The organism is Micromonospora sp. NPDC004540 (assembly GCF_040610095.1).
Lineage (GTDB): Bacteria > Actinomycetota > Actinomycetes > Mycobacteriales > Micromonosporaceae > Micromonospora.
On the sequence record NZ_JBEXLR010000121.1, the window covers coordinates 1 to 17,410 of the forward strand.

Below are 17,410 nucleotides of genomic sequence, written 5' to 3' on the forward strand. Positions count from 1 at the left end.
GCCGCAGGCCCAGCCAGCCGGCGGCCTGCGCGGCCAGCGGGGTGGCCAGTCGCCACGCCGCCTCGGCCGCCCGGGACCAGGGCCCCTCCGCCGGAGCCCCGGCCGTACGGGCCGCGTCCACCGCGGCGCGGGCGGTGCCGGCGTCCGGGTGCACCTGGGTCAGCACCAGCAGCTCGGCCACCCGGTCCGGATGCGCCGGGTCCCGGCCGTAGACGGCGGCCAGGTGCAGCACCAGGTTCGCCTGGGTCCAGAGCACCGCCGTGAGCTCCGCCACCGGCGCGAACAGCCCGACGCCGGCCGCGAGCGCGCCACCCGTGCCGGCCAGCCGGACGAACCGCCGGGTCACCAGCCGGGCCAGCCCGTCGGCGTCGGCGTCCGGGTAGGCGTCCCGGGTCCGCTCCACCCAGTCCGCGGCGCGCGGCCCGAGGGCGTCCACCGCGGCGAGGGCCAGCAGCTCCGGTGCGAAGCCCGGATGATCGAGTACGCGCGCGCCGACCGCCCGCCAGCCCTGGCCGGCGTCGCGCCCTTCGGGCTTCGGGGTGACCTGGGCTGGCGCCGCGGCCTCGCCGACGGCTGGCTGCGCGAGGTGTGTGTCCGGTTCGGCGGCCGGGTTGGTCCGGTCCGTCGCCAGCGGGGCCGCCGCGGGGATCTCGGCGTCAACGGGCTCCGCCGGGGGCTGTGGGGCAGTGGGTTCGGCCGGGGTCTCCGCAGCGTGGTGCTCGGTCAGGGCCTGCGCGGCTGCCGGTTCCGCCGGGGCCTGCGCGGCAGTGGGTTCGGCCGGTACCTCTTCGGCTGCCGGTACCGGCGGCACCTGCGCGGCGGCGGGCTGTGGCGGGACCAGGGCGGGGATGGGAGGCTCCGCCGGGACCTTCGCAGCGTCCGGTTCGGTGGCGGCCTGTGCGGAGGCGGGCTCGTCGGTGTCCGACTGAACGGTGGCCGGCGCGGCGGACGCCCGGCGAGCCGGTGTCCGCTTGGTCGGGGCGGTCTTCTTCGCCGTGGCGGCCTTGGTGCCCTTCCGCGCCCGCCCGGTGCGCGTCGTCGCGCCGGTTTCCGCCGCTGTCGCGGCAGGCTCCGCCGTCCCGGGTTCGGGTGGGGTGGCCCCGGACGCCTCGGTCTCCGCGGGCGCCGTGGCTTCGAGCGCCACCGGGACCTCGGCCGCCGCGGCCCCCTTCCGCGCCGCCGGGGTGGTCTTTTTCGCCGGGGCGGCCTTCCTCGCGGCCGGCGCACGGCGGGTCCGCTTCGGGGCCTCTTCGAGCACCGGCTGATCGGCGGCGGCGGTGGGCGGTGGCGGCGCGACGGGAGGCGTACCCGGATCGGTGGTGGCGACCACCTCGGCGGACGCACGCGGGCGGGGGGTCGCCGGCCCCTCGGCGGCGGGCGGCGTCGCCTGTCCCGGGTCGGGCGGCTGGAAGAGGACGGTCGGCGCGACCTTGGCCCGCCGGGGCCGGGGCGGTGTGTCGCCCGCCACCTCGGCCCGAGACGGCTCGGGCGCGGGCGGCGGCGTGAAGGTCGGCTTGGTGGAGCGGCTCCGCCGGGGCTGGACGGCGGGCTCGCGACGGGGCGGATCGCTCGGCGGCTGCTCCTGCATATCGATGGAGCGTAGACCCGAGCGTGACGTGGCACACGGTGGAAACGCTCGGGCCGCCCCCTTCCCGGTAGTCGCTTTGCTCCCGCCGGGTGTGGACCTGTATTCTCGGGCGCGGTGGTCTCCGGGCCACCAGGGAGACTTCGCCTAGTCTGGTCTATGGCGCCGCACTGCTAATGCGGTTGGGGTTTTAAAGCCCCTCCCGGGTTCGAATCCCGGAGTCTCCGCGCGAAAGCCGGGTGTGTAGACTGGCCGAGCAGCAAGCGCCCGTAGCTCAACGGATAGAGCATCTGACTACGGATCAGAAGGTTAGGGGTTCGAGTCCCTTCGGGCGCACAGCAGGTCAAGGGCCGGTTTTCCATTATGGGAGACCGGCCCTTGATCGTGTCGACCCCCACGGCTGACCCCCACGCCTACGCGTCGAAGAGGAAGCCGAGCCGGTCTACCGCGTCCTGCTGCACCCGCCGGGTCGCCTCCACGTAGATCGACTTGGTGACCGTTGGGGAGCTGTGCCCGAGCACGTCCTGAATCCGTTCGAGCGGCACGCCCTGGTCGTAAAGCAGCGTCGCGCACGAATGACGCAAGTCATGGACCCGGATGCGCCGGACTCCCGCCCGCTCGCACAACTGGTCGAAGTGCCGATTGATATTGCGAGGCTCGATCGGAGTGCCGATCTTCGTGGTGAACAGCAGTCCATGCTCTTGCCAGCGGTCCCCGGCCGCCTCCCGCTCCGTCCGTTGCAGCGCCCGATGACCGCGCAGCACGTCGACCAGGCTGAGCGGCAGAGCCACGGCCCGCTCCGAGCCCTCCGTCTTCACCGGCCCGAGCCGGAGCTCACCGCCGGTGCGTTGCAGCGACTGCCGAACGCGGAGCACGTTGTCGACCAGGTCCACGTCGACCCACCGCAGCGCCAGCGCCTCACCGCGGCGGAGCCCGAGGGCCAAGGCGACCGAGTAGAGCGCGTACCAACGGTCATCCCGCGCGGTCTTCAAGAACCGCTTGTCCTCATCAGCCGTCCACGGCGTGAACTTCGGCCGGTACCGGTGCGAGATCCGCAGCGCCTTCGCCGGGTTGCTCGCCACCAGCTCCTCCGTCACCGCGTCTTGAAGCGCGGCCCGCAGCAGCCGATGCACGTAGCGGATCGAGCCATCAGACAGCACCGCCTCGCAGCATTGCCGAGGCTGCCGGGCGCAGCACTTGGCCGGGCGCCCACGCTCTGCCCGTTTGGCGTCCTTCTTCAATGCGCAGCACTGACACACGCTCTTGAGCCGCGAGAGAAACGTCCGGATGTCCGAGGGTCGCAGCCGAGCAAGCTTCTTCGTTCCCAGATACGGCACGACGTAGGTACGGGCAAGCCATTCGTAGCTGGCCAGGGTCGACGGCCTCACCCGCTCAGCTGCGATCTCAGCCAGCCAGTACGTGAGGTAGTCCCCGACGGTCGCACCAGTTGCCGGAAGGCGAACGCCCGCGAGCGCATCCGACTTGAGCTTGGCGAGCGCCGCGTAAGCCATGCCGGGCGGATCACCTCGCCGGGCACCACAAGGGCTACCAGCCTCCCCGAACGGGGCCAAGGTCGTTCGGACGTAGGGCGCTCCACCTTGTCCCCGTTCAGGGAGGCTGGACGGTCTGGCGACTGCCCGACGAGGAGATCCGCTTCAGCTCTTGGCCCCAACGCTATTACGTCTCAGCGCCGGCGCTCGCATGGCTGCATGGCCACCTGGTGCCAGATGCTTCCCGCTAGGGCGACGGGGTAGTTGACCTCTCTGACCTGCTTGTCATCTGTCTCGACCGAAAACCGCATCGACAACGGCTCAATCCCGAAAGCGGTCGCGCACTCAATTCGCAGCTTGACGTCGATCTGTCCGGTACCGCCGGGGCGTAACAGCCGGGACTGGCCAGTGGCACTGATCAGGACGCCCGGCCTCTGCGCCGTAGCTCCACGGACCGTGATCGGCGCGGGGCCAGCGTTGATCACTGCCAGTTGCCCCTCCAGTTGGACGATGCCCTGGGAGTCCGAACCCGCGCTACCGGCTGATTCAGGGACGGCCACGAGTGAGACCGAAGCGGTCCGCTCCCGCTGTTCACGTGAGTCCCGCAGCTCGTTGACACCGATACCGCCAAGCACGACGCCGGCTACGAAGGCAGCCACGAGACGCGGGACCATCTTCTGTCTGGCCGCAAGGCGGTTGTGGGTGATGCTTCTCGATCCAGTCAGCTCACGATTGTGCTCATCTAGGTCGATGTCTCCATGCTCCGCCGACATGGCGACAGCCTAGGGTCTCGCTGACGGCGCGTGGGACCGCCGGGCCATCCATGGGCCACAGATGGGTGTCAACCGAGGTCAGCCCAGGCCGCATTAGGCCTACGTGAACAGGCCAGGTGCCGTGCTGCAACCCGATCCCGTCCAATTCCCAGGCTGACAGTCTGGGAGCCACGGGTGGGAGCCACCGGGGCAGACAGGACCTGACGGGGCGGGACCGATCAAGTTGCCGAGCGCTTGAGCACCAGGACCAGGCGGACGCCTCATTCGCCTTCCACGGTGAGGTGTGTGTCGCCCGGTTGCCAAAGAGCCGTCTGAGCGGCCTTGAGTAGTTGGGCGACCCACAGCTCCACCACGGGGTCATTGAGTCGGTCAGCCACGAAACACAACTCGTCGATCAGCGTTTGAATCATGGGCCGGTTCAGCCGGACTGGATCGGAACCCCCGAGCAGGGGCAGCAGGTGCAACTCGTAGCCCTTCGCCACGTGTGACAAGCGCCAGAACACTCGCTCGGGCACACAGAAGCCCCCGGCCGGGTCGTCGCGGTAGATCGCCACAATCGGATCATTGGCGTATGTGTCGGGATCGATCCGATCGGCGTAGTCGCTCACCATGGGATCGTCGCATCCCAAGATCGGGCGTGCGGGCGAGCGGTCCGCATCTAGTCCGCAAGAGGGCGACGGACGACCGGGAGCAGTGTGAGATGTCGAGAGGCGTTTTCCCTGCTAACGTCCATTCGCCCCAGGTCGGCATGTCGGCCAACTTGATCTCATAATCCCTCGGTCGCGGATGTGAGTCCCGCCCGCCCACCAGGCAATAGCCCCTGAACGGCTCGCCGCAGCGGGCCCCTCCGACCGATTCCCGTGGCATAGCTACGCGGCTAGCCTCCGCGTATGCCCCCCTCTGAGACGCCTCGACCGTTGATTCCGTCCGACGGTCCCGCCGGGACACCCCTCGTTATACCGGGGGGCGGCGGTTCTGCCCCCGTTTCCTACCGAGCGGTGTACGTGTGGGCGAGCCTGGCGACGTTGTGTTGGGCGGGCGCGGCATTCGGCGGCAGGTTGATCTTTATCGGCCGCGACATGATCGAGGGACTGCTGACCTTCGCCGGACTTCTCTGGCTCGCCGCGTTCGAGATTTTCGCGTTGCTGTTCACCGTCATCACGGCTTTCGAATTGCGCCGGTGCAACTCGCCTCGTGCGGCCCTGGTGGCTGGCCTGGTCGCGGTCGCCGGGGTTGTCGTGACGATCGTGTTCGTGCGCTGGGTCTTACCGGCAGCGAGGCAGACGGACTCGTAGCGAGGGTCAACAAAAAGCTCGGGGATGGCGCCGCCCCGACGGTGTGCCCGTTGCGTGCCCGATGGGAGGGGACCCGAGGGTCAACGGCGGTCAGCTCCTGGACGTGGGAGCCGTTATGGCCGTGCAGGCAGCGAGGGAATCGCCGTGCCGCTCTCGGTCGTGTCCACACTTCCTAAACCGTGATCCTCAGCAGGGGTCAGGTGACCCCAGCTTGACCCCAGCGGAGCGCAACGCCGCGCCATCCGAGGAACGCCGGTACCAAGCCGCCGGCGAGGTGATCGGCACGCCCGCCGGCCACGCTCGCTCCTACGGATCAGACGGTTAGGGGTTCGAGTCCCTTCGGGCGCACAGAGCACGAGAAGACCCCCGACCAGCCATAACGGCAGGGTCGGGGGTTCTTTCGTATCCGTCGAGAACACCGCCCCGACGCTCGCGGGGCAATGTGACAACGGAAGACGACTCCGGCAAGTCGGGCGTGTTGTGGGCTCAGCGGCGCAGGTGGAGCGGCAACGTCGGCAGCAGTTGCTCCAGTTCGTCGGGCGTCGCCTGCCTGGCGTGGTCCACCGCGGCCCGCAGCGTGGCCCGGTCCACGTCCCGGGTGGCGCGCACGTGCACTACGCGGTCACCCCGGACTGCCACATATTCATGCAGGTCCGGCGGTATCTCCTGGTACGACCGCTCCGGCGCCTCTCGCGAGCAGCCGTACCCGGTCGGATATCCGCCCGGCGGCTCCGGCAGGCAGTCCGGCAGCCCCCCACGGTTTGCCCACACGATGATCCGGCCACCCGACCCGTTCACTGGCGAGTACGTGAGAGCGAACTTGGTGGTAGGCGTCACCGCAGGCGGCTCGGCTTTGCTGTAGCCGGGCAACGCGGTGACGAACACCAGGTCGGCCTCGGTGCCGGCGTGGTCGAGACGCTGGGCGAGTTCGTCGGCCCGTTGCTCCACCGTTGCAAGGGACGTCCCACTGATGAGGAGCACGATCAACGCGATCGCCGGCAGCCGGACCACGCGGGGCCGGGTGAGTACCGCCGTGACCAGCGCCAGCCCCAACGCGGGCAGCAGATAGAACATGTAGCCGTGAAGGCCGGGCACGAGGTCGGGCAGCCGTACCAGGCAGTAGCCGAAAAGGGCGAAACCGCCTGTGGCGACCAGCAGCGTCCAGCCGACTCGGAGCCCGACCCTCTCGGTGAGCGCCGACCCTTGACGCGTGGCCGTCCCGAGGCCAAAGAGGGCGGCGAGCAGCAACACCGCCAGGCCGAGTAGCAGAGCGCCACGGTAGGACGGCACCATCAGCCAGAGCGGGAGCGCCATCGGAAGTGGGACCAGCCCGCCCGCACCGACGACGACCACCTGCCCCAAGGCGGCACCGACCTGTGCGGGCCGAGGTTCCTTCACCCCGGCCAGCCCGCCGTTTCGTTCGTCGCCGCTCACGTCGCCCCCGTGTCCGCCGGCTCCACCGCCTCGTCGGCCTGTGCAGCGACTCGTGTTCGCGCAGCCTCGCACGACCCACGACAGCGGCGGATCCGGTGTTCGGGTCGCCTCCGAATGGCGGTTTGGCGGAGGTCATCGCCGGCCTGCACCACCAACACTGCTCGATGCCGCTGGCGGCGCAAGCGCCGGCATCGGCCGGGCGCCTGAGCACAACCCCTGCTGCCGCCGGCAGAGCCGCCAAATCCGAGGCGGGTCAGGTCCTCTGTTGGCACGTGACCCAGCACCTGGTCGAAGCCGGCGGCCAGTCTCTAGTGGACCGGGTGGACGACGCCTACCATGAGCCGATGATCGAGCAAAGTCAGCGACGCGTTCCCATGCCGGTCGTCGCCGCCTCCGTGATTTTGCTCGTGGCGGCCGTGCTCCCGGCGTCGATGATGTTTGCGAGTGGTCCATCCATGGTCACCGGGTTGATCGGGGTGCTTCTTCTCCTAGCGTTGGCTTACGGCCTGTGGCGTGGTAGCGGGCGGGCCCGGTTTTGGACGACCGTTTTCTCGACCGCCAGCGTTGTGTACGGCGTCGTAGCGATCACCAAGGCTGAAGGGTCAGGGCTGCTGCAGATCGTTGGTGCGTCAGTCATCGTCGGTCTGTTGCTGGTGCCCGCATCGTCTCGGCGGTGGTTTCACGACTTGCCGGCGGAGAAGTAGCGCCGGCCGTCAGTTGGCGTGCAGTCCGCAAGAGGTCGACGGCTGGCGGGTGAGCCGGCTTACCCGCGTCGACCCCGCGCATCGACGCGCCGAGCGCGACGGCGCCGAGCCAGGCCAGGGTGCCCATCACCGCGACGGCCCGGAAGCCGCCGGTGATCCAGCAGGCGAGGACGACGGCGAGGCCGCCGGCCGCGATGCCCCAGCCCCACTGGGTGGGCAGGTGCCGCAGCGCCGACGCGACCAGCACGGCCAGCGCCAGCGAGGCGATCGGGCTGGGCTCCTGCGGCAGGTCGGCGACCTGCGAGACGAGGATCGCCACCGCGACCACGACCAGGCCGGCGACGGCCGTCCAGGTCCGGTTGATCCGGCGACCCAGCGCGAGCAGGGACACCACCCCGGCCACGGCGGTGTCGAAGACCGCGTAGCTGCCGCCCCAGCTGTCGCTGATCATGTAGGCGGTGAAGGCCATGCCCAGCAGGGCCGCCAGGGCGAAGGCGATGTCGAAGGCGATTCCGGCCCCGCGGGCCGACCGGTCCGAAGTGTCCATGCGACCCACGCTAGGTAGTCGCCGGGTCCACCGAACCGGTCAAAAGTACGGTCCGGGGCGCGTTGAACCGTGCTTTGGGCCGATGTTGGCCGACGGCCGCCTCCGCAGGATGCGGTCATGCCTATTGATGAGTCGTGTCCGTCGCCGTGGGTCGAGGTGCCGCGATGATCTGGATGAGTTGGCGGCAGTTCCGCACCCAGGCCCTCGTCGGCGTCGTCGCGCTGGCGCCGCTGGCGGCCTATCTCCTGTTCACCGGTCTGGACATCCGGCAGGCGTACGACCGTTACCAGTCCCGGTGCGCGGTCGCCGACCGGTGCCTGGACGCGATGAGCCAGTTCCAGGACGACTACCGCACCCGGCTGCTCTTCCTCGCGCTGCTGCTGGCGATCATCCCGGCGGTGCTGGGGGTGTTCTGGGGCGCCCCGTTGATCGCCCGGGAGCTGGAGACGGGCACCCAGCGGCTGGTCTGGAACCAGAGCGTCACCCGGCGCCGCTGGCTGGCGGTCAAGCTGCTCTTCGTCGGGTTCGCCAGCATGGCGGTCGCGGCGCTGGCCAGCCTGCTGCTGACCTGGGCGGCGAGCCCCTTCGACAAGGTGTCCGGGGAGCGGTTCGCGGCGCTGGCGTTCGGCGCCCGCAATCTGACGCCGATCGCGTACGCGGCGCTGGCCTTCGTGCTGGGCACGGTCATCGGGCTGCTGCTGCGCAGGACGGTGCCGGCGATGGCGTTGACCATCCTCGCCTTCACGTTGCTCCAGGTCCTGATGCCGAACATGGCCCGGCCGCACCTGATGGCGCCGGTCACCGTGACGAAGTCGATGACCGCCGAAGCGCTCCGCGAGCTGCGCGGGGTGGGCACCGACGCCACGGTGAAGGGCCTGAGCATCCCCGACGCCTGGGTCACCGGCACCAGCAAGCTGCTCACCGCGAGCGGGCAGCCGGTCGACGCCCGGACCATCGACACCTGTCTGACCAAGCCGCCGCAGACCGCCGGGGGCGGCGCCGGCGACACCGCGGGCTGTCTCGGTGACCTGAACCTGCACGTCAAGGTCGACTACCAGCCCGACAGCCGATACTGGTCGTTCCAGTGGATCGAGTCGGCGTTCTACCTCGCGCTCGCGGGGCTGCTGGCGGGCTTCGGCCTGTGGCGGATCCAGCGGCATGTCAGCTGACCGCACGCATCCGACGGCGCGCCGGGGAACCCGTTTCCCCGGCGCCGCCGCGCGTGCTTCGCCGCCGTCGTGGCCGGCCGAGGGAAACCAGTCAAAAGTACGGTAGCCAGGAGCGCCGACCCTACTTTGGACCGATGCTGCGGCAGGCCGCGATCCGCAGGATTGACGCTATGCCACAGGAGAATTCCTATCCCGCACTCCAGTCCGAGGGTCTGACGAAGCAATACGGCAAGCGGCTGGCGCTGGCCGACTGCAACCTCAACGTCCCCCGCGGACGGGTGGTCGGCCTGGTCGGGCCGAACGGCGCCGGCAAGTCCACGCTGTTGAACCTCGCCTGCGGCCTGATCACGCCGACGGCGGGGACCCTGCGGGTGCTCGGTTCGCCTCCGGCGGCGAATGCGGCGCACCTGGCCAAGGTCGGGTTCGTCGCGCAGGACACCCCGGTCTACGGCACGTTCACCGTGGCGGACCACCTGCGGATGGGCGCGAAGCTGAACCCGTCCTGGGACCAGGCGCTGGCCGACCGGCGGATCGCCCAGGTCGGGCTCAACCTGAAGCAGAAGGCGGGCCGGCTCTCCGGCGGCCAACGCGCCCAGCTGGCGCTGACCATCGCCGCCGCGAAGCGCCCGGAACTGCTGATCTTCGACGAGCCGGCAGCCGCGCTGGACCCGCTGGCCCGGGACGGGTTCATGCAGAACCTGATGGAGTTCGTCGCCGAGCTGGGCGCCAGCGCGATCCTCTCCTCGCACCTGCTCAGCGACGTGCAGCGGGTCTGCGACTACCTCATCGTGCTCTGCGCCTCCCGGGTGCAGGTCGCCGGCGAGGTGAAGGACCTGCTGGCCCAGCACCACCGGCTGGTGGCCCCGCGCGGCGAGCTGGACCGGCTGCCGGCGGAGGTCGAGGTCATCCGGATGCAGCACACCGACCAGTACTGCCGCGCGGTGGTGCGGGTGGCCGGCGCGCTGCCGCGTACGCCGTGGAGCGTCGAGCCGGTCTCGCTGGAGGAGATGGTCCTCAGCTACATGACCCGGGCGGCGGGCGTCTCCGCCGGCCTGACGGACGCGATGGCGGGGAAGGCCGTGCGGTGATCTGGACGACCTGGCGGCAGTTCCGCGGGCAGGCCCTGGTCGGCGTCATCGGCCTGGCCCTGATCACGGCGTACTTCCTCTGTCTCGGGTTCGACATCCGGGAGTCCTACGACAACTACCGGGCGCAGTGCGCCAGCCTGGCCGAGTGCGGCCCGCAGCTGAGCCAGTTCAGCGCCGACTACGAGAACGCCCTGCTCTACCTGGCTGCGCTGGTCGGGCTGATCCCGGGTCTGGTCGGCATGTTCTGGGGCGCGCCCCTGGTGGCGCGGGAGCTGGAGGCCGGCACCCAGCGGCTGGTCTGGAGCCAGAGCGTGACCCGGCGGCACTGGCTGGCGGTCAAGCTGGCCCTGGTGGGGCTGGCCAGCATGGCGGTGGCCGGCGCGGCCAGCCTGCTGCTGACCTGGGCGGCGAGCCCGGTCGACCAGGTGGCCGACAACCGGTTCAGCACGATCCTGTTCGGCGCCCGGAACATCGCGCCGATCGCGTACGCGGCGTTCGCCTTCGTGCTCGGGACGCTCATCGGACTGCTGGTGCGCCGGACGGTGCCGGCGATGGCGCTGACCATCCTGGCCTTCGTGGTCTTCCAGTTCCTGGTGCCCAACGTGATCCGGCCGCACTTCCTGCCGGCGGAGCACCTCACCATGCCGATGACCGTGCAGGCCATGAACCAGGCGCGCAGCCTGGGCAGCATCACCGGCGCTCCGGTGGTCAAGGGCCTGAGCGTGCCGGACGCCTGGGTCACCGACGTCAGCGAACTGCTCACGAAGACGGGCGAGCCGCTCGACGAGGGGATCTTCAACGAGTGCTTCACCAACGCCCCGGAGACCGGCACGGCCGAGGGCCCGTACGGGGACACCGCGGTGTGCCTGGCGAAGCACGACGTGCACGTGGAGATCGCGTACCAGCCGACCAGCCGGTACTGGTCGTTCCAGTGGCTGGAGTCGGCGTTCTACCTGGTGCTGGCCGGGTTGCTGGCCGGCTTCGGGTTCTGGCGGCTGCAGCGCCGCCCGAGCTGAGCCCCCGGCGTGTGTCGTCCGGCCGGTGGTCCTGGTGGACCACCGGCCGGACGCCGTTTTCCAGCAATCGGTGGAGGCCGCCTCACAGCCGCTCGGGGGTGCGGATGCCGAGCAGGAACAGGCCCTGCCGGAGCACCCGCGCGGTCAGGTCGCAGAGCACGAGCCGGCTCTCCCGGACCGGCTCGTCGGCCCGCAGCACGGGGCACCGCTCGTAGAACGCGCTGAACGCGGCGGCCAGCCGGGACAGGTAGCCGGTCAGGTGGTGGAACTCCAGGTTCTCCGCCACCTCGCCGACCACCGCCCCGAAGCCGACCAGTTCGAAGGCGAGCGCCCGCTCGGCCGGCTCGGCCAGCGAGATCCCCGCCTCCGGCCGGGCCGCCACCCCGGCCCGCCGGAAGATCGACCGGATCCGGGAGTACGCGTACTGGAGGTAGGGCGCCGTGTTGCCGTCCAGCGACAGCATCCGCTCCCAGTCGAGCACGTAGTCCTTGTGCCGGTCGCTGGACAGGTCGGCGTACTTGATGGCGCCGATGCCGACCGCCCTACCCACCTCGGCCGCCTCGGCCTCGCCCAGCTCCGGGTTCCGCTCCCGGGCCAGCGCCGTGGCCCGGGCCACCGCCTCCTCCAGCAGCCCGACCAGCTTCACCGACCCGCCGGCCCGGCTGCGCAGCATCCGCCCGTCCGGCCCGAGGATCGAGCCGAACCCGACGTGCTCGGCCCGGGCCGGCGGGGCCAGCCAACCGGCCTGCGCGGCGGCGGCGTAGACCATCTCGAAGTGCCGCCGCTGCGGCAGCCCGACCACGTAGAGCATCCGGGTCGCGCCCAGCGTGCCGGTCCGGTGCCGGATCGCCGCCAGGTCGGTCGCCGGGTAGCCGTACCCGCCGTCGGACTTGCGCACGATCAACGGCAGCGGCTCCCCGTCCCGGCCGACCGAGCCGGGCGGGAACACGCAGGCCGCCCCGTCGCTCTCCCGCAGCAGCCCGAGCCGGTCCAGTTCCTCGACCACCGGGCCGAGCAGGTCGTTGTAGCTGCTCTCGCCGTGGAAGTCCCGCTCGGTGAGGGTCACGTCGAGCAGGTCGTACACGGTCAGGAAGTAGCGCTCGGACTGTTCCACCAGCAGCCGCCACAGCCGCAGCGTCGCCGGGTCGCCGCCCTGCAACGCCACCACCCGCAGCCGGGACCGCTCGCGGAACGCCGCGTCGGCGTCGAACTTGGCCCGGGCCGCCTTGTAGAACGAGTCCAGGTCGCCCATCGACAGCTCCTGCGCCGCCTCGGCCTCGCCCAGGTCGACCAGGTGCTCGATCAGCATGCCGAAGGGCGTGCCCCAGTCGCCCAGATGGTTGGCGCGCAGCACCCGGTGCCCCCGCCACTCCAGCACCCGGGCCGCCGCGTCGCCGATCACCGTCGAACGCAGGTGCCCGACGTGCATCTCCTTCGCCACGTTCGGCGCCGAGTAGTCGACCACCACGGTCTCCGGCTCGGCGGCCACCGGCACCCCGAGCCGAGGGTCGGTGGCCAGCGCGGAGACCAGCCCGGCCAGGGCGTCGTCGGCCACGGTCAGGTTGAGGAAGCCCGGGCCGGAGACCTCTGCGGCGCTGCACAGGTCGACCAGTTCCGCGCGCTCCAGCACCTCGGTGGCGATGGCGCGGGGCGGCCGGCCGAGCCGCCGGGCCAGCGCCAGCGCTGCGTCCGACTGGAAGTCCGCACGCTGCGAGCGCCGCACGACCGGGTCCACCGGCCCGCCGGCCACCGTCGCGAACGCCGGCGCCAGCCGGTCGGTCAGCAGTTTCTCCAGATCCATGGGTACGCCGATCTCGATCGGATCCGCCTCGCGCGGATCACGGAATTCGGATGCGGGCGGACCGAGGACGATCGGTGGTGACCGGCGGCTCGATCCGCCGGTCGCAGTGAGGAATGCTCAGCGCAGGCGGTCGTGGGACCGCCGGCGTCGCAGCGCGCCGAACAGGACGTCGGAGGACGCCGTCGGGAACGCGTGCGCGCTGGTCATGCGAGCAGCCTAACCGGCCGGCCCGGGGGCGGCGCAAGGCCCTGTCCGGGCCAGCCGGTCGGCGTACCCGGAATCTCAGGCCGGCGTGCCGACGGCCTTGCGGTAGCGCTCGGCCCGCCGCCGCACCTGGGTGTAGGCGCTGGTCAGACCCATGGCCCGGCGCACCTCCACCAGGGTGCGGCGCACCTCGGCGCGGGTCCGCTCGGTGCCCTCGAAAATCAGCTCGTCGACCAGGCCGGGCTGCCCCTCGAATCGGGACCGCCGCTCCCGGACCGGGTCGAGGAACCGGTTGAGCGCGCGCGCCAGCTCCTCCTTGACCTCGACGTCGCCGACCCGGCCGGCCCGGTAGCGCGCCTTGAGCTCCTCTACCTTCGCCCGGTCCGGGTGGAACACGTCGAGGTACGCGAAGACCGGGTTCCCCTCGACCGTGCCCGGCACGTCGGCCCGGACCCGGTTCGGGTCGGTGTACATCCCCAGCACCTTGCGCCGCACGGTGGCCGGGTCGTCGGAGAGCGCGATGGCGTTCCCCTTGCTCTTGCTCATCTTTCCCGCGCCGTCGGTGCCGACCAGGGTGGGCGTCTCCGACATGATCATCTCGGGCACCGGGAAGACCTCGCCGTAGAGGTGGTTGAAGCGCCGGGCGATCTCCCGGGTCACCTCCACGTGCGCGGCGTTGTCCTTCCCCACCGGGACGACCTGCCCCTTCACGCAGAGGATGTCGGCGGCCTGGAGGACGGGATAGCCGAGCAGCCCGTACGGCATCTCCTCCTTGCCGGCGTCCCGGCTCATCTCCTTGAGCGACGGGACCCGTTCCAGCCGGGGCACGGTGACCAGGTTCTGGAACAGGGTGTTCAGGTCGCCGACCTCGGGGATCGCCGACTGGAGGTAGAAGGTGGCCCGGGCCGGCTCGACGCCGGCAGCGAGGATGTCGGTGACCATCTCGCGGGCGTTGCGGGAGACCTGCTCGATGTCCTCGCGGCTGTTGCGCGTGGTGAGCATGTGCAGGTCGGCGATGATGAAGAAGCTCTCGTAGCGCTGGTGCAGCTTCACCCGGTTGGCGATGCTGCCCACGTAGTGGCCGAGGTGCAGCCGCCCGGTCGGGCGGTCACCGGTGAGCATCCGTGCTGCGGACATGGTCGTACGCCTCTCAGTGCGGTTCGGTGGAGGACGCGCGGGCGCGCGGAGGAGACCCGGGGTGTGCCCGGATCAGTGGGGTTCGCTCGTCAGTGCGAGCGCCGCCATCGCCCGCCGGCGCGGAACCGCAGCCCACCGGCACGGAGGAGGTCGAGGATCTGCTCCCGACCGTCGTCGACACGGGCCGGGAGAACCGGAGCGGCAGCCGCCGGGAGACCGTCGACGGTCTCCGGGGCGCAGGTGCTCGGCCGGACCATGTCTGACACGGTAGCCGGTCCATCGCCCTGCGCGCAGACCGGAACGCGCGACGGCCCTACCGGCCGCCGCGCCTCTCCCGCCCCGCGCTCAGTCCCGCCGGTAGCTCTCGGCGTAGTAGTTGCCGACCTGCTCCCGGTAAGCGGCGCGGCCGAAGTCGTCCGGGTCGAAGGCCGGCGACTCCTTGACCTGCTCCCGGGTCCGGTCCACGTGCACCACGCGCTCCAGGTGGTCGACCCGGGCCACCGTGCCGACCGGCAGCAACACCTTCCGGCCGAAGATCCACGGTCCGGTGTCCACGACCAGGTAGCCGGCGCCGGCGTCCTCACTCGCCTGGTCGATCGCGCCGATCCGGCCGTCGGTCGCCTCCACCCGGTAGCCGGTCAGGTCGATCGGGGTGCCCGGGCCGGGCGCGTCGGGGCCCTCGCCGGTGGCGCCCTCGGACCGCTGCCGCGGCACGTCGTCCGGGCGGGTCTGGTCGTAGCCGCCGGCGAGGGCGGACGGGTCCCGCCAGGCCCACGGATTGAACGGCTGCATGGTGACCACCTCCGTGTCGTCGTGCCGAAACAGTGCCCTCCGGTCGAATGCGGGAAACACGAATGCAATTTCGAATTCGTCGACGAGCGTTTCTGCGAGATACCTCATAATCGGTGTCCGCCGATCGTCTCCGCCGCTCCCGCCCAGGTGGAGGGCCATGCCGCGGCCGCCCGGCACACCAGGAAGCGTCCCGGAGTGTCCACCGCGCACATTCGGCCCGGGTCGGCGGGCCCACCATTCTGATCCCGCATCCGTCGGTACGAGGAAAGGGAATGCAGATGCAGCGGGTCATTCGACGAATCGGTGTCGCGGCGGCCGGGGCGGCCGTCCTGGTGGCGGCGGTGGGCACCGGCGCGCAGGCCGCCGTGCACAACCCGTACACCCCGGAGGCGCTCTGCGGTCCCGGCTTCACCGCCGTCGACCGGGACCCCATCCACGACGCCGCCACCGGTGCGCGGCTCGGCACCGTCCACCTCCTGCGCAACCCGTTCACCGGGTACGGCTGCACGGTCACCCTCAAGTCGGCGTACGTCGGCACGCTCACCGGGACCCGCGTCTACCTGGACCCCGAGTGGACCACCTTTGGCGTCGACGAGGGCCGCCGGCGCTATGCCGCCGGCCCGGTCCACCTCTTCGTCGGTGCCGGCTGTGCCATCTGGGGCGGCTCGATGACCGACCCCGCCGGCGTCGTCCACCACCACGACCGGGCGAACCCGGCGATCGGCGGGGCGGTCACCTGCTTCTGACCGCCGCGTGGCGGGCCGGTTTCGCGCGGCGCGCGTCCCGGCCCGCCGTTACGTTTGGCAGGTGGGCAGGATGCGCGGGATCCACGAGCGGCCGGCGGGCCTGACCTACCAGCCGGACCTGGTCGACGCCGACGAGGAACGTTCCCTGCTCGCCACCCTCGACGCCCTCGACTTCCACGAGGTCCGGATGCGCGGGCAGATCGCCCGTCGAACCGTCCGTCACTTCGGCTACGACTACGACTACGGCTCCTTCCGCCTCACCGCCACGGAAGCGCTGCCGGTGGCGCTGCACGGGGTGCGCGAGCGCTGTGCCGCGCTCGCCGGGCTCGACCCCGAGACGCTCGCCCAGACCCTGGTCACCCGCTATCCACCGAAGTCCGTCATCGGCTGGCACCGCGACGCGCCCGCCTTCGGGCCGACGGTCGTCGGCCTCTCGCTGGGCTCCGCCTGTCTGTTGCGGTTCCAGCGGGGCACCGGGGAGAACCGCCGGGTGTACGAGCTGGAGCTGGCGCCCCGCTCCGGGTACGTCCTCACCGGGGCGGCCCGGTCGGCGTGGCAGCACAGCATCCCGCCGCTGCCGGCGCTGCGCTACTCACTGACCTTCCGTCTGCTCCGGTCCTCGCGCTCCTGACCCGACCTGCGGCGATGTCCCGCTGGCATACTGGCCAGCCATGGTGCTGTCGCGTGGCTGGTCGCTGTTCCTGGTCGGGGTCGGGGTCTGGACCTGGGTGATCTGGCCGAGGTTCGCGGTCGCCATCTGGAACGACCCGCGGGCGTGGTCGGCCGGCACGGTGGGCGAGGGGAGCCCGACCAGCTTCCTCTGGGTGCACGCGCTCCTCATTGCGGCCTCGCTGGCCATCGGTACGACCGTCGGGGTGCTCGGCATCCGGGGCTGGCTCGCCGCCCGCCGCCGGCCGACCGCCTGAGCGCGGCCCGGTGGGCCGCGCCGAAGCCTCACGGTGGAACTCGCGGCTGTGCGGGAATGCGGAGTCCCTCGACGACGCTGTCCTTGAGGCCGTTCAAGGGCCGTCGACCAGGGGTGCGGCGCGGGCGTTCTGGGCCGTCGACCGGCGGATTCCGCCGCCACAGCGCACTTGAGCAGGGCAGATAGCTCCGCGGTGATGATGTGACGCGGGACGCTGTCCCTGGATTTGACGATCAATCCCGCAGCCGCGTAACTTTCTCTCTGCCAGCGCGGAACGGGGCAAACGGGACGAAGATCCCGAGGGCCACGGACCGGAATGGCGCCCGATCCGCCGAGGTTGCACCTCGACGGAACCGGGCCGGGCGGGGCTCGCCGACGACGCCGCAGGGCGGATTTGGCGGAGCGGAACCGACCGGGTAAGGTTGACGACCGGCAGGGCACCGGGCGAGCTGGCGGGAGACCGCAGCGGCCGGCCTGCCAAATCCGATGGCCAAGCACAGCGGTTCGCCGCTGCGCGTGTTCAGCGGCGCCGACCCGTACGAAGCATGACAGACCGGGACACACGGTTTGACACGGCAGAGACGGTGAGGTAACGTAGTAAAAGTGCCCGGCGCGAGAGCGGCGGGTGCGGTTGAACGAAATGCCCCGGACGGGGGTCCTGCTGGTGCGGGGTTTCCGGATGGTGTGTGGTTGTTCTTTGAGAA

At 71.0% G+C, this 17,410-nt stretch carries 17 protein-coding genes and 2 tRNA genes; 10 read left to right on the plus strand and 9 right to left on the minus strand.

Annotated features, from left to right (window positions below):
• Positions 1-1,588: hypothetical protein (locus ABZV78_RS28085; RefSeq protein WP_355643334.1), on the minus strand; the 1,588-nt coding region annotated here is incomplete at its 3' end.
• A 133-nt stretch (positions 1,589-1,721) separates the two neighbouring features.
• On the opposite strand from ABZV78_RS28085, the gene ABZV78_RS28090 reads away from it, so the two are divergent.
• A tRNA-Ser gene (locus tag ABZV78_RS28090) sits at positions 1,722-1,812 on the plus strand.
• A 36-nt stretch (positions 1,813-1,848) separates the two neighbouring features.
• Positions 1,849-1,921 (plus strand) — tRNA-Arg (locus ABZV78_RS28095).
• Between the two features lie 77 nt (positions 1,922-1,998).
• Here ABZV78_RS28095 and ABZV78_RS28100 read toward each other — a convergent pair.
• The 3 genes from ABZV78_RS28100 to ABZV78_RS28110 all read right to left on the minus strand — a co-directional run bounded on the left by ABZV78_RS28100 (position 1,999) and on the right by ABZV78_RS28110 (position 4,456).
• Positions 1,999-3,096, minus strand: a complete 1,098-nt coding sequence (locus ABZV78_RS28100; protein ID WP_355643336.1) for a tyrosine-type recombinase/integrase — start codon at positions 3,094-3,096, stop codon at positions 1,999-2,001.
• A 173-nt stretch (positions 3,097-3,269) separates the two neighbouring features.
• Positions 3,270-3,848, minus strand: coding sequence for a hypothetical protein (locus ABZV78_RS28105; protein WP_355643338.1), 579 nt, complete (start codon positions 3,846-3,848; stop codon positions 3,270-3,272).
• 260 nt (positions 3,849-4,108) lie between these two features.
• Positions 4,109-4,456, minus strand: a complete 348-nt coding sequence (locus ABZV78_RS28110) for a hypothetical protein (RefSeq protein WP_355643340.1) — start codon at positions 4,454-4,456, stop codon at positions 4,109-4,111.
• A gap of 396 nt (positions 4,457-4,852) precedes the next feature.
• On the opposite strand from ABZV78_RS28110, the gene ABZV78_RS28115 reads away from it, so the two are divergent.
• The gene (locus tag ABZV78_RS28115) at positions 4,853-5,143 is read left to right on the plus strand and encodes a hypothetical protein (protein ID WP_355643342.1); all 291 of its coding nucleotides are present in this window, start codon (positions 4,853-4,855) and stop codon (positions 5,141-5,143) included.
• A 486-nt stretch (positions 5,144-5,629) separates the two neighbouring features.
• Here the strand turns inward: ABZV78_RS28115 and ABZV78_RS28120 are convergent, their stop codons facing one another.
• Complete coding sequence (locus ABZV78_RS28120) at positions 5,630-6,577, minus strand: hypothetical protein (protein WP_355643344.1); 948 nt, start codon at positions 6,575-6,577, stop codon at positions 5,630-5,632.
• A 122-nt stretch (positions 6,578-6,699) separates the two neighbouring features.
• Between ABZV78_RS28120 and ABZV78_RS28125 the strand changes: the two genes are divergently transcribed.
• Positions 6,700-7,281, plus strand: a complete 582-nt coding sequence (locus ABZV78_RS28125; protein ID WP_355643346.1) for a hypothetical protein — start codon at positions 6,700-6,702, stop codon at positions 7,279-7,281.
• Here the strand turns inward: ABZV78_RS28125 and ABZV78_RS28130 are convergent.
• The gene (locus ABZV78_RS28130; RefSeq protein ID WP_355643348.1) at positions 7,211-7,828 is read right to left on the minus strand and encodes a hypothetical protein; all 618 of its coding nucleotides are present in this window, start codon (positions 7,826-7,828) and stop codon (positions 7,211-7,213) included. The two genes, ABZV78_RS28125 and ABZV78_RS28130, sit on opposite strands and share 71 nt — an antisense overlap.
• A gap of 164 nt (positions 7,829-7,992) precedes the next feature.
• Here ABZV78_RS28130 and ABZV78_RS28135 point away from each other — a divergent pair, with 164 nt between their 5' ends.
• From ABZV78_RS28135 to ABZV78_RS28145, 3 genes are all read left to right on the plus strand, one after another.
• Positions 7,993-8,997 (plus strand): ABC transporter permease subunit, encoded by a 1,005-nt coding sequence (locus ABZV78_RS28135; RefSeq protein WP_355643350.1) that lies wholly within the window; start codon positions 7,993-7,995, stop codon positions 8,995-8,997.
• Between the two features lie 170 nt (positions 8,998-9,167).
• Positions 9,168-10,085 (plus strand): ABC transporter ATP-binding protein, encoded by a 918-nt coding sequence (locus tag ABZV78_RS28140; protein ID WP_355643352.1) that lies wholly within the window; start codon positions 9,168-9,170, stop codon positions 10,083-10,085.
• The gene (locus tag ABZV78_RS28145) at positions 10,082-11,101 is read left to right on the plus strand and encodes an ABC transporter permease subunit (RefSeq protein WP_355643354.1); all 1,020 of its coding nucleotides are present in this window, start codon (positions 10,082-10,084) and stop codon (positions 11,099-11,101) included. The genes ABZV78_RS28140 and ABZV78_RS28145 overlap by 4 nt, the downstream gene beginning before the upstream one ends.
• Positions 11,102-11,183: 82 nt before the next feature.
• On the opposite strand, the gene argS is transcribed toward ABZV78_RS28145, so the two are convergent.
• The 3 genes from argS to ABZV78_RS28160 form a co-directional block, all read right to left on the minus strand.
• Positions 11,184-12,902, minus strand: a complete 1,719-nt coding sequence (argS, locus tag ABZV78_RS28150; RefSeq protein ID WP_355643356.1) for an arginine--tRNA ligase — start codon at positions 12,900-12,902, stop codon at positions 11,184-11,186.
• Between the two features lie 282 nt (positions 12,903-13,184).
• Positions 13,185-14,243, minus strand: a complete 1,059-nt coding sequence (trpS, locus tag ABZV78_RS28155) for a tryptophan--tRNA ligase (RefSeq protein WP_355643358.1) — start codon at positions 14,241-14,243, stop codon at positions 13,185-13,187.
• 345 nt (positions 14,244-14,588) lie between these two features.
• A complete protein-coding gene (locus ABZV78_RS28160; protein WP_355643360.1) occupies positions 14,589-15,035 on the minus strand; it encodes a PRC-barrel domain-containing protein in 447 nt (148 codons plus the stop codon).
• A 278-nt stretch (positions 15,036-15,313) separates the two neighbouring features.
• On the opposite strand from ABZV78_RS28160, the gene ABZV78_RS28165 reads away from it, so the two are divergent.
• The 3 genes from ABZV78_RS28165 (at position 15,314) to ABZV78_RS28175 (ending at position 16,707) form a co-directional block, all read left to right on the plus strand.
• Positions 15,314-15,781 (plus strand): hypothetical protein, encoded by a 468-nt coding sequence (locus ABZV78_RS28165; RefSeq protein WP_355643361.1) that lies wholly within the window; start codon positions 15,314-15,316, stop codon positions 15,779-15,781.
• 70 nt (positions 15,782-15,851) lie between these two features.
• Positions 15,852-16,412 carry an alpha-ketoglutarate-dependent dioxygenase AlkB gene (locus ABZV78_RS28170; protein ID WP_355643365.1) on the plus strand — a complete coding sequence of 187 codons (561 nt, stop codon included), beginning with the start codon at positions 15,852-15,854 and terminating at the stop codon, positions 16,410-16,412.
• Between the two features lie 40 nt (positions 16,413-16,452).
• The gene (locus tag ABZV78_RS28175; RefSeq protein ID WP_355643363.1) at positions 16,453-16,707 is read left to right on the plus strand and encodes a hypothetical protein; all 255 of its coding nucleotides are present in this window, start codon (positions 16,453-16,455) and stop codon (positions 16,705-16,707) included.
• The last annotated feature ends 703 nt before the right edge of the window (positions 16,708-17,410 follow it).

Coding starts and splice junctions, on each gene's coding strand:
- ABZV78_RS28165 (WP_355643361.1), top strand. CDS start 15,314: ATGCAGCGGGTCATTCGACGAATCGGTGTCGCGGCGGCCGGGGCGGCC.
- ABZV78_RS28105 (WP_355643338.1), bottom strand. CDS start 3,848: ATGTCGGCGGAGCATGGAGACATCGACCTAGATGAGCACAATCGTGAG.
- ABZV78_RS28100 (WP_355643336.1), bottom strand. CDS start 3,096: ATGGCTTACGCGGCGCTCGCCAAGCTCAAGTCGGATGCGCTCGCGGGC.
- argS (WP_355643356.1), bottom strand. CDS start 12,902: ATGGATCTGGAGAAACTGCTGACCGACCGGCTGGCGCCGGCGTTCGCG.
- ABZV78_RS28140 (WP_355643352.1), top strand. CDS start 9,168: ATGCCACAGGAGAATTCCTATCCCGCACTCCAGTCCGAGGGTCTGACG.
- ABZV78_RS28135 (WP_355643350.1), top strand. CDS start 7,993: ATGATCTGGATGAGTTGGCGGCAGTTCCGCACCCAGGCCCTCGTCGGC.
- ABZV78_RS28160 (WP_355643360.1), bottom strand. CDS start 15,035: ATGCAGCCGTTCAATCCGTGGGCCTGGCGGGACCCGTCCGCCCTCGCC.
- ABZV78_RS28170 (WP_355643365.1), top strand. CDS start 15,852: ATGCGCGGGATCCACGAGCGGCCGGCGGGCCTGACCTACCAGCCGGAC.
- ABZV78_RS28175 (WP_355643363.1), top strand. CDS start 16,453: ATGGTGCTGTCGCGTGGCTGGTCGCTGTTCCTGGTCGGGGTCGGGGTC.
- trpS (WP_355643358.1), bottom strand. CDS start 14,243: ATGTCCGCAGCACGGATGCTCACCGGTGACCGCCCGACCGGGCGGCTG.
- ABZV78_RS28130 (WP_355643348.1), bottom strand. CDS start 7,828: ATGGACACTTCGGACCGGTCGGCCCGCGGGGCCGGAATCGCCTTCGAC.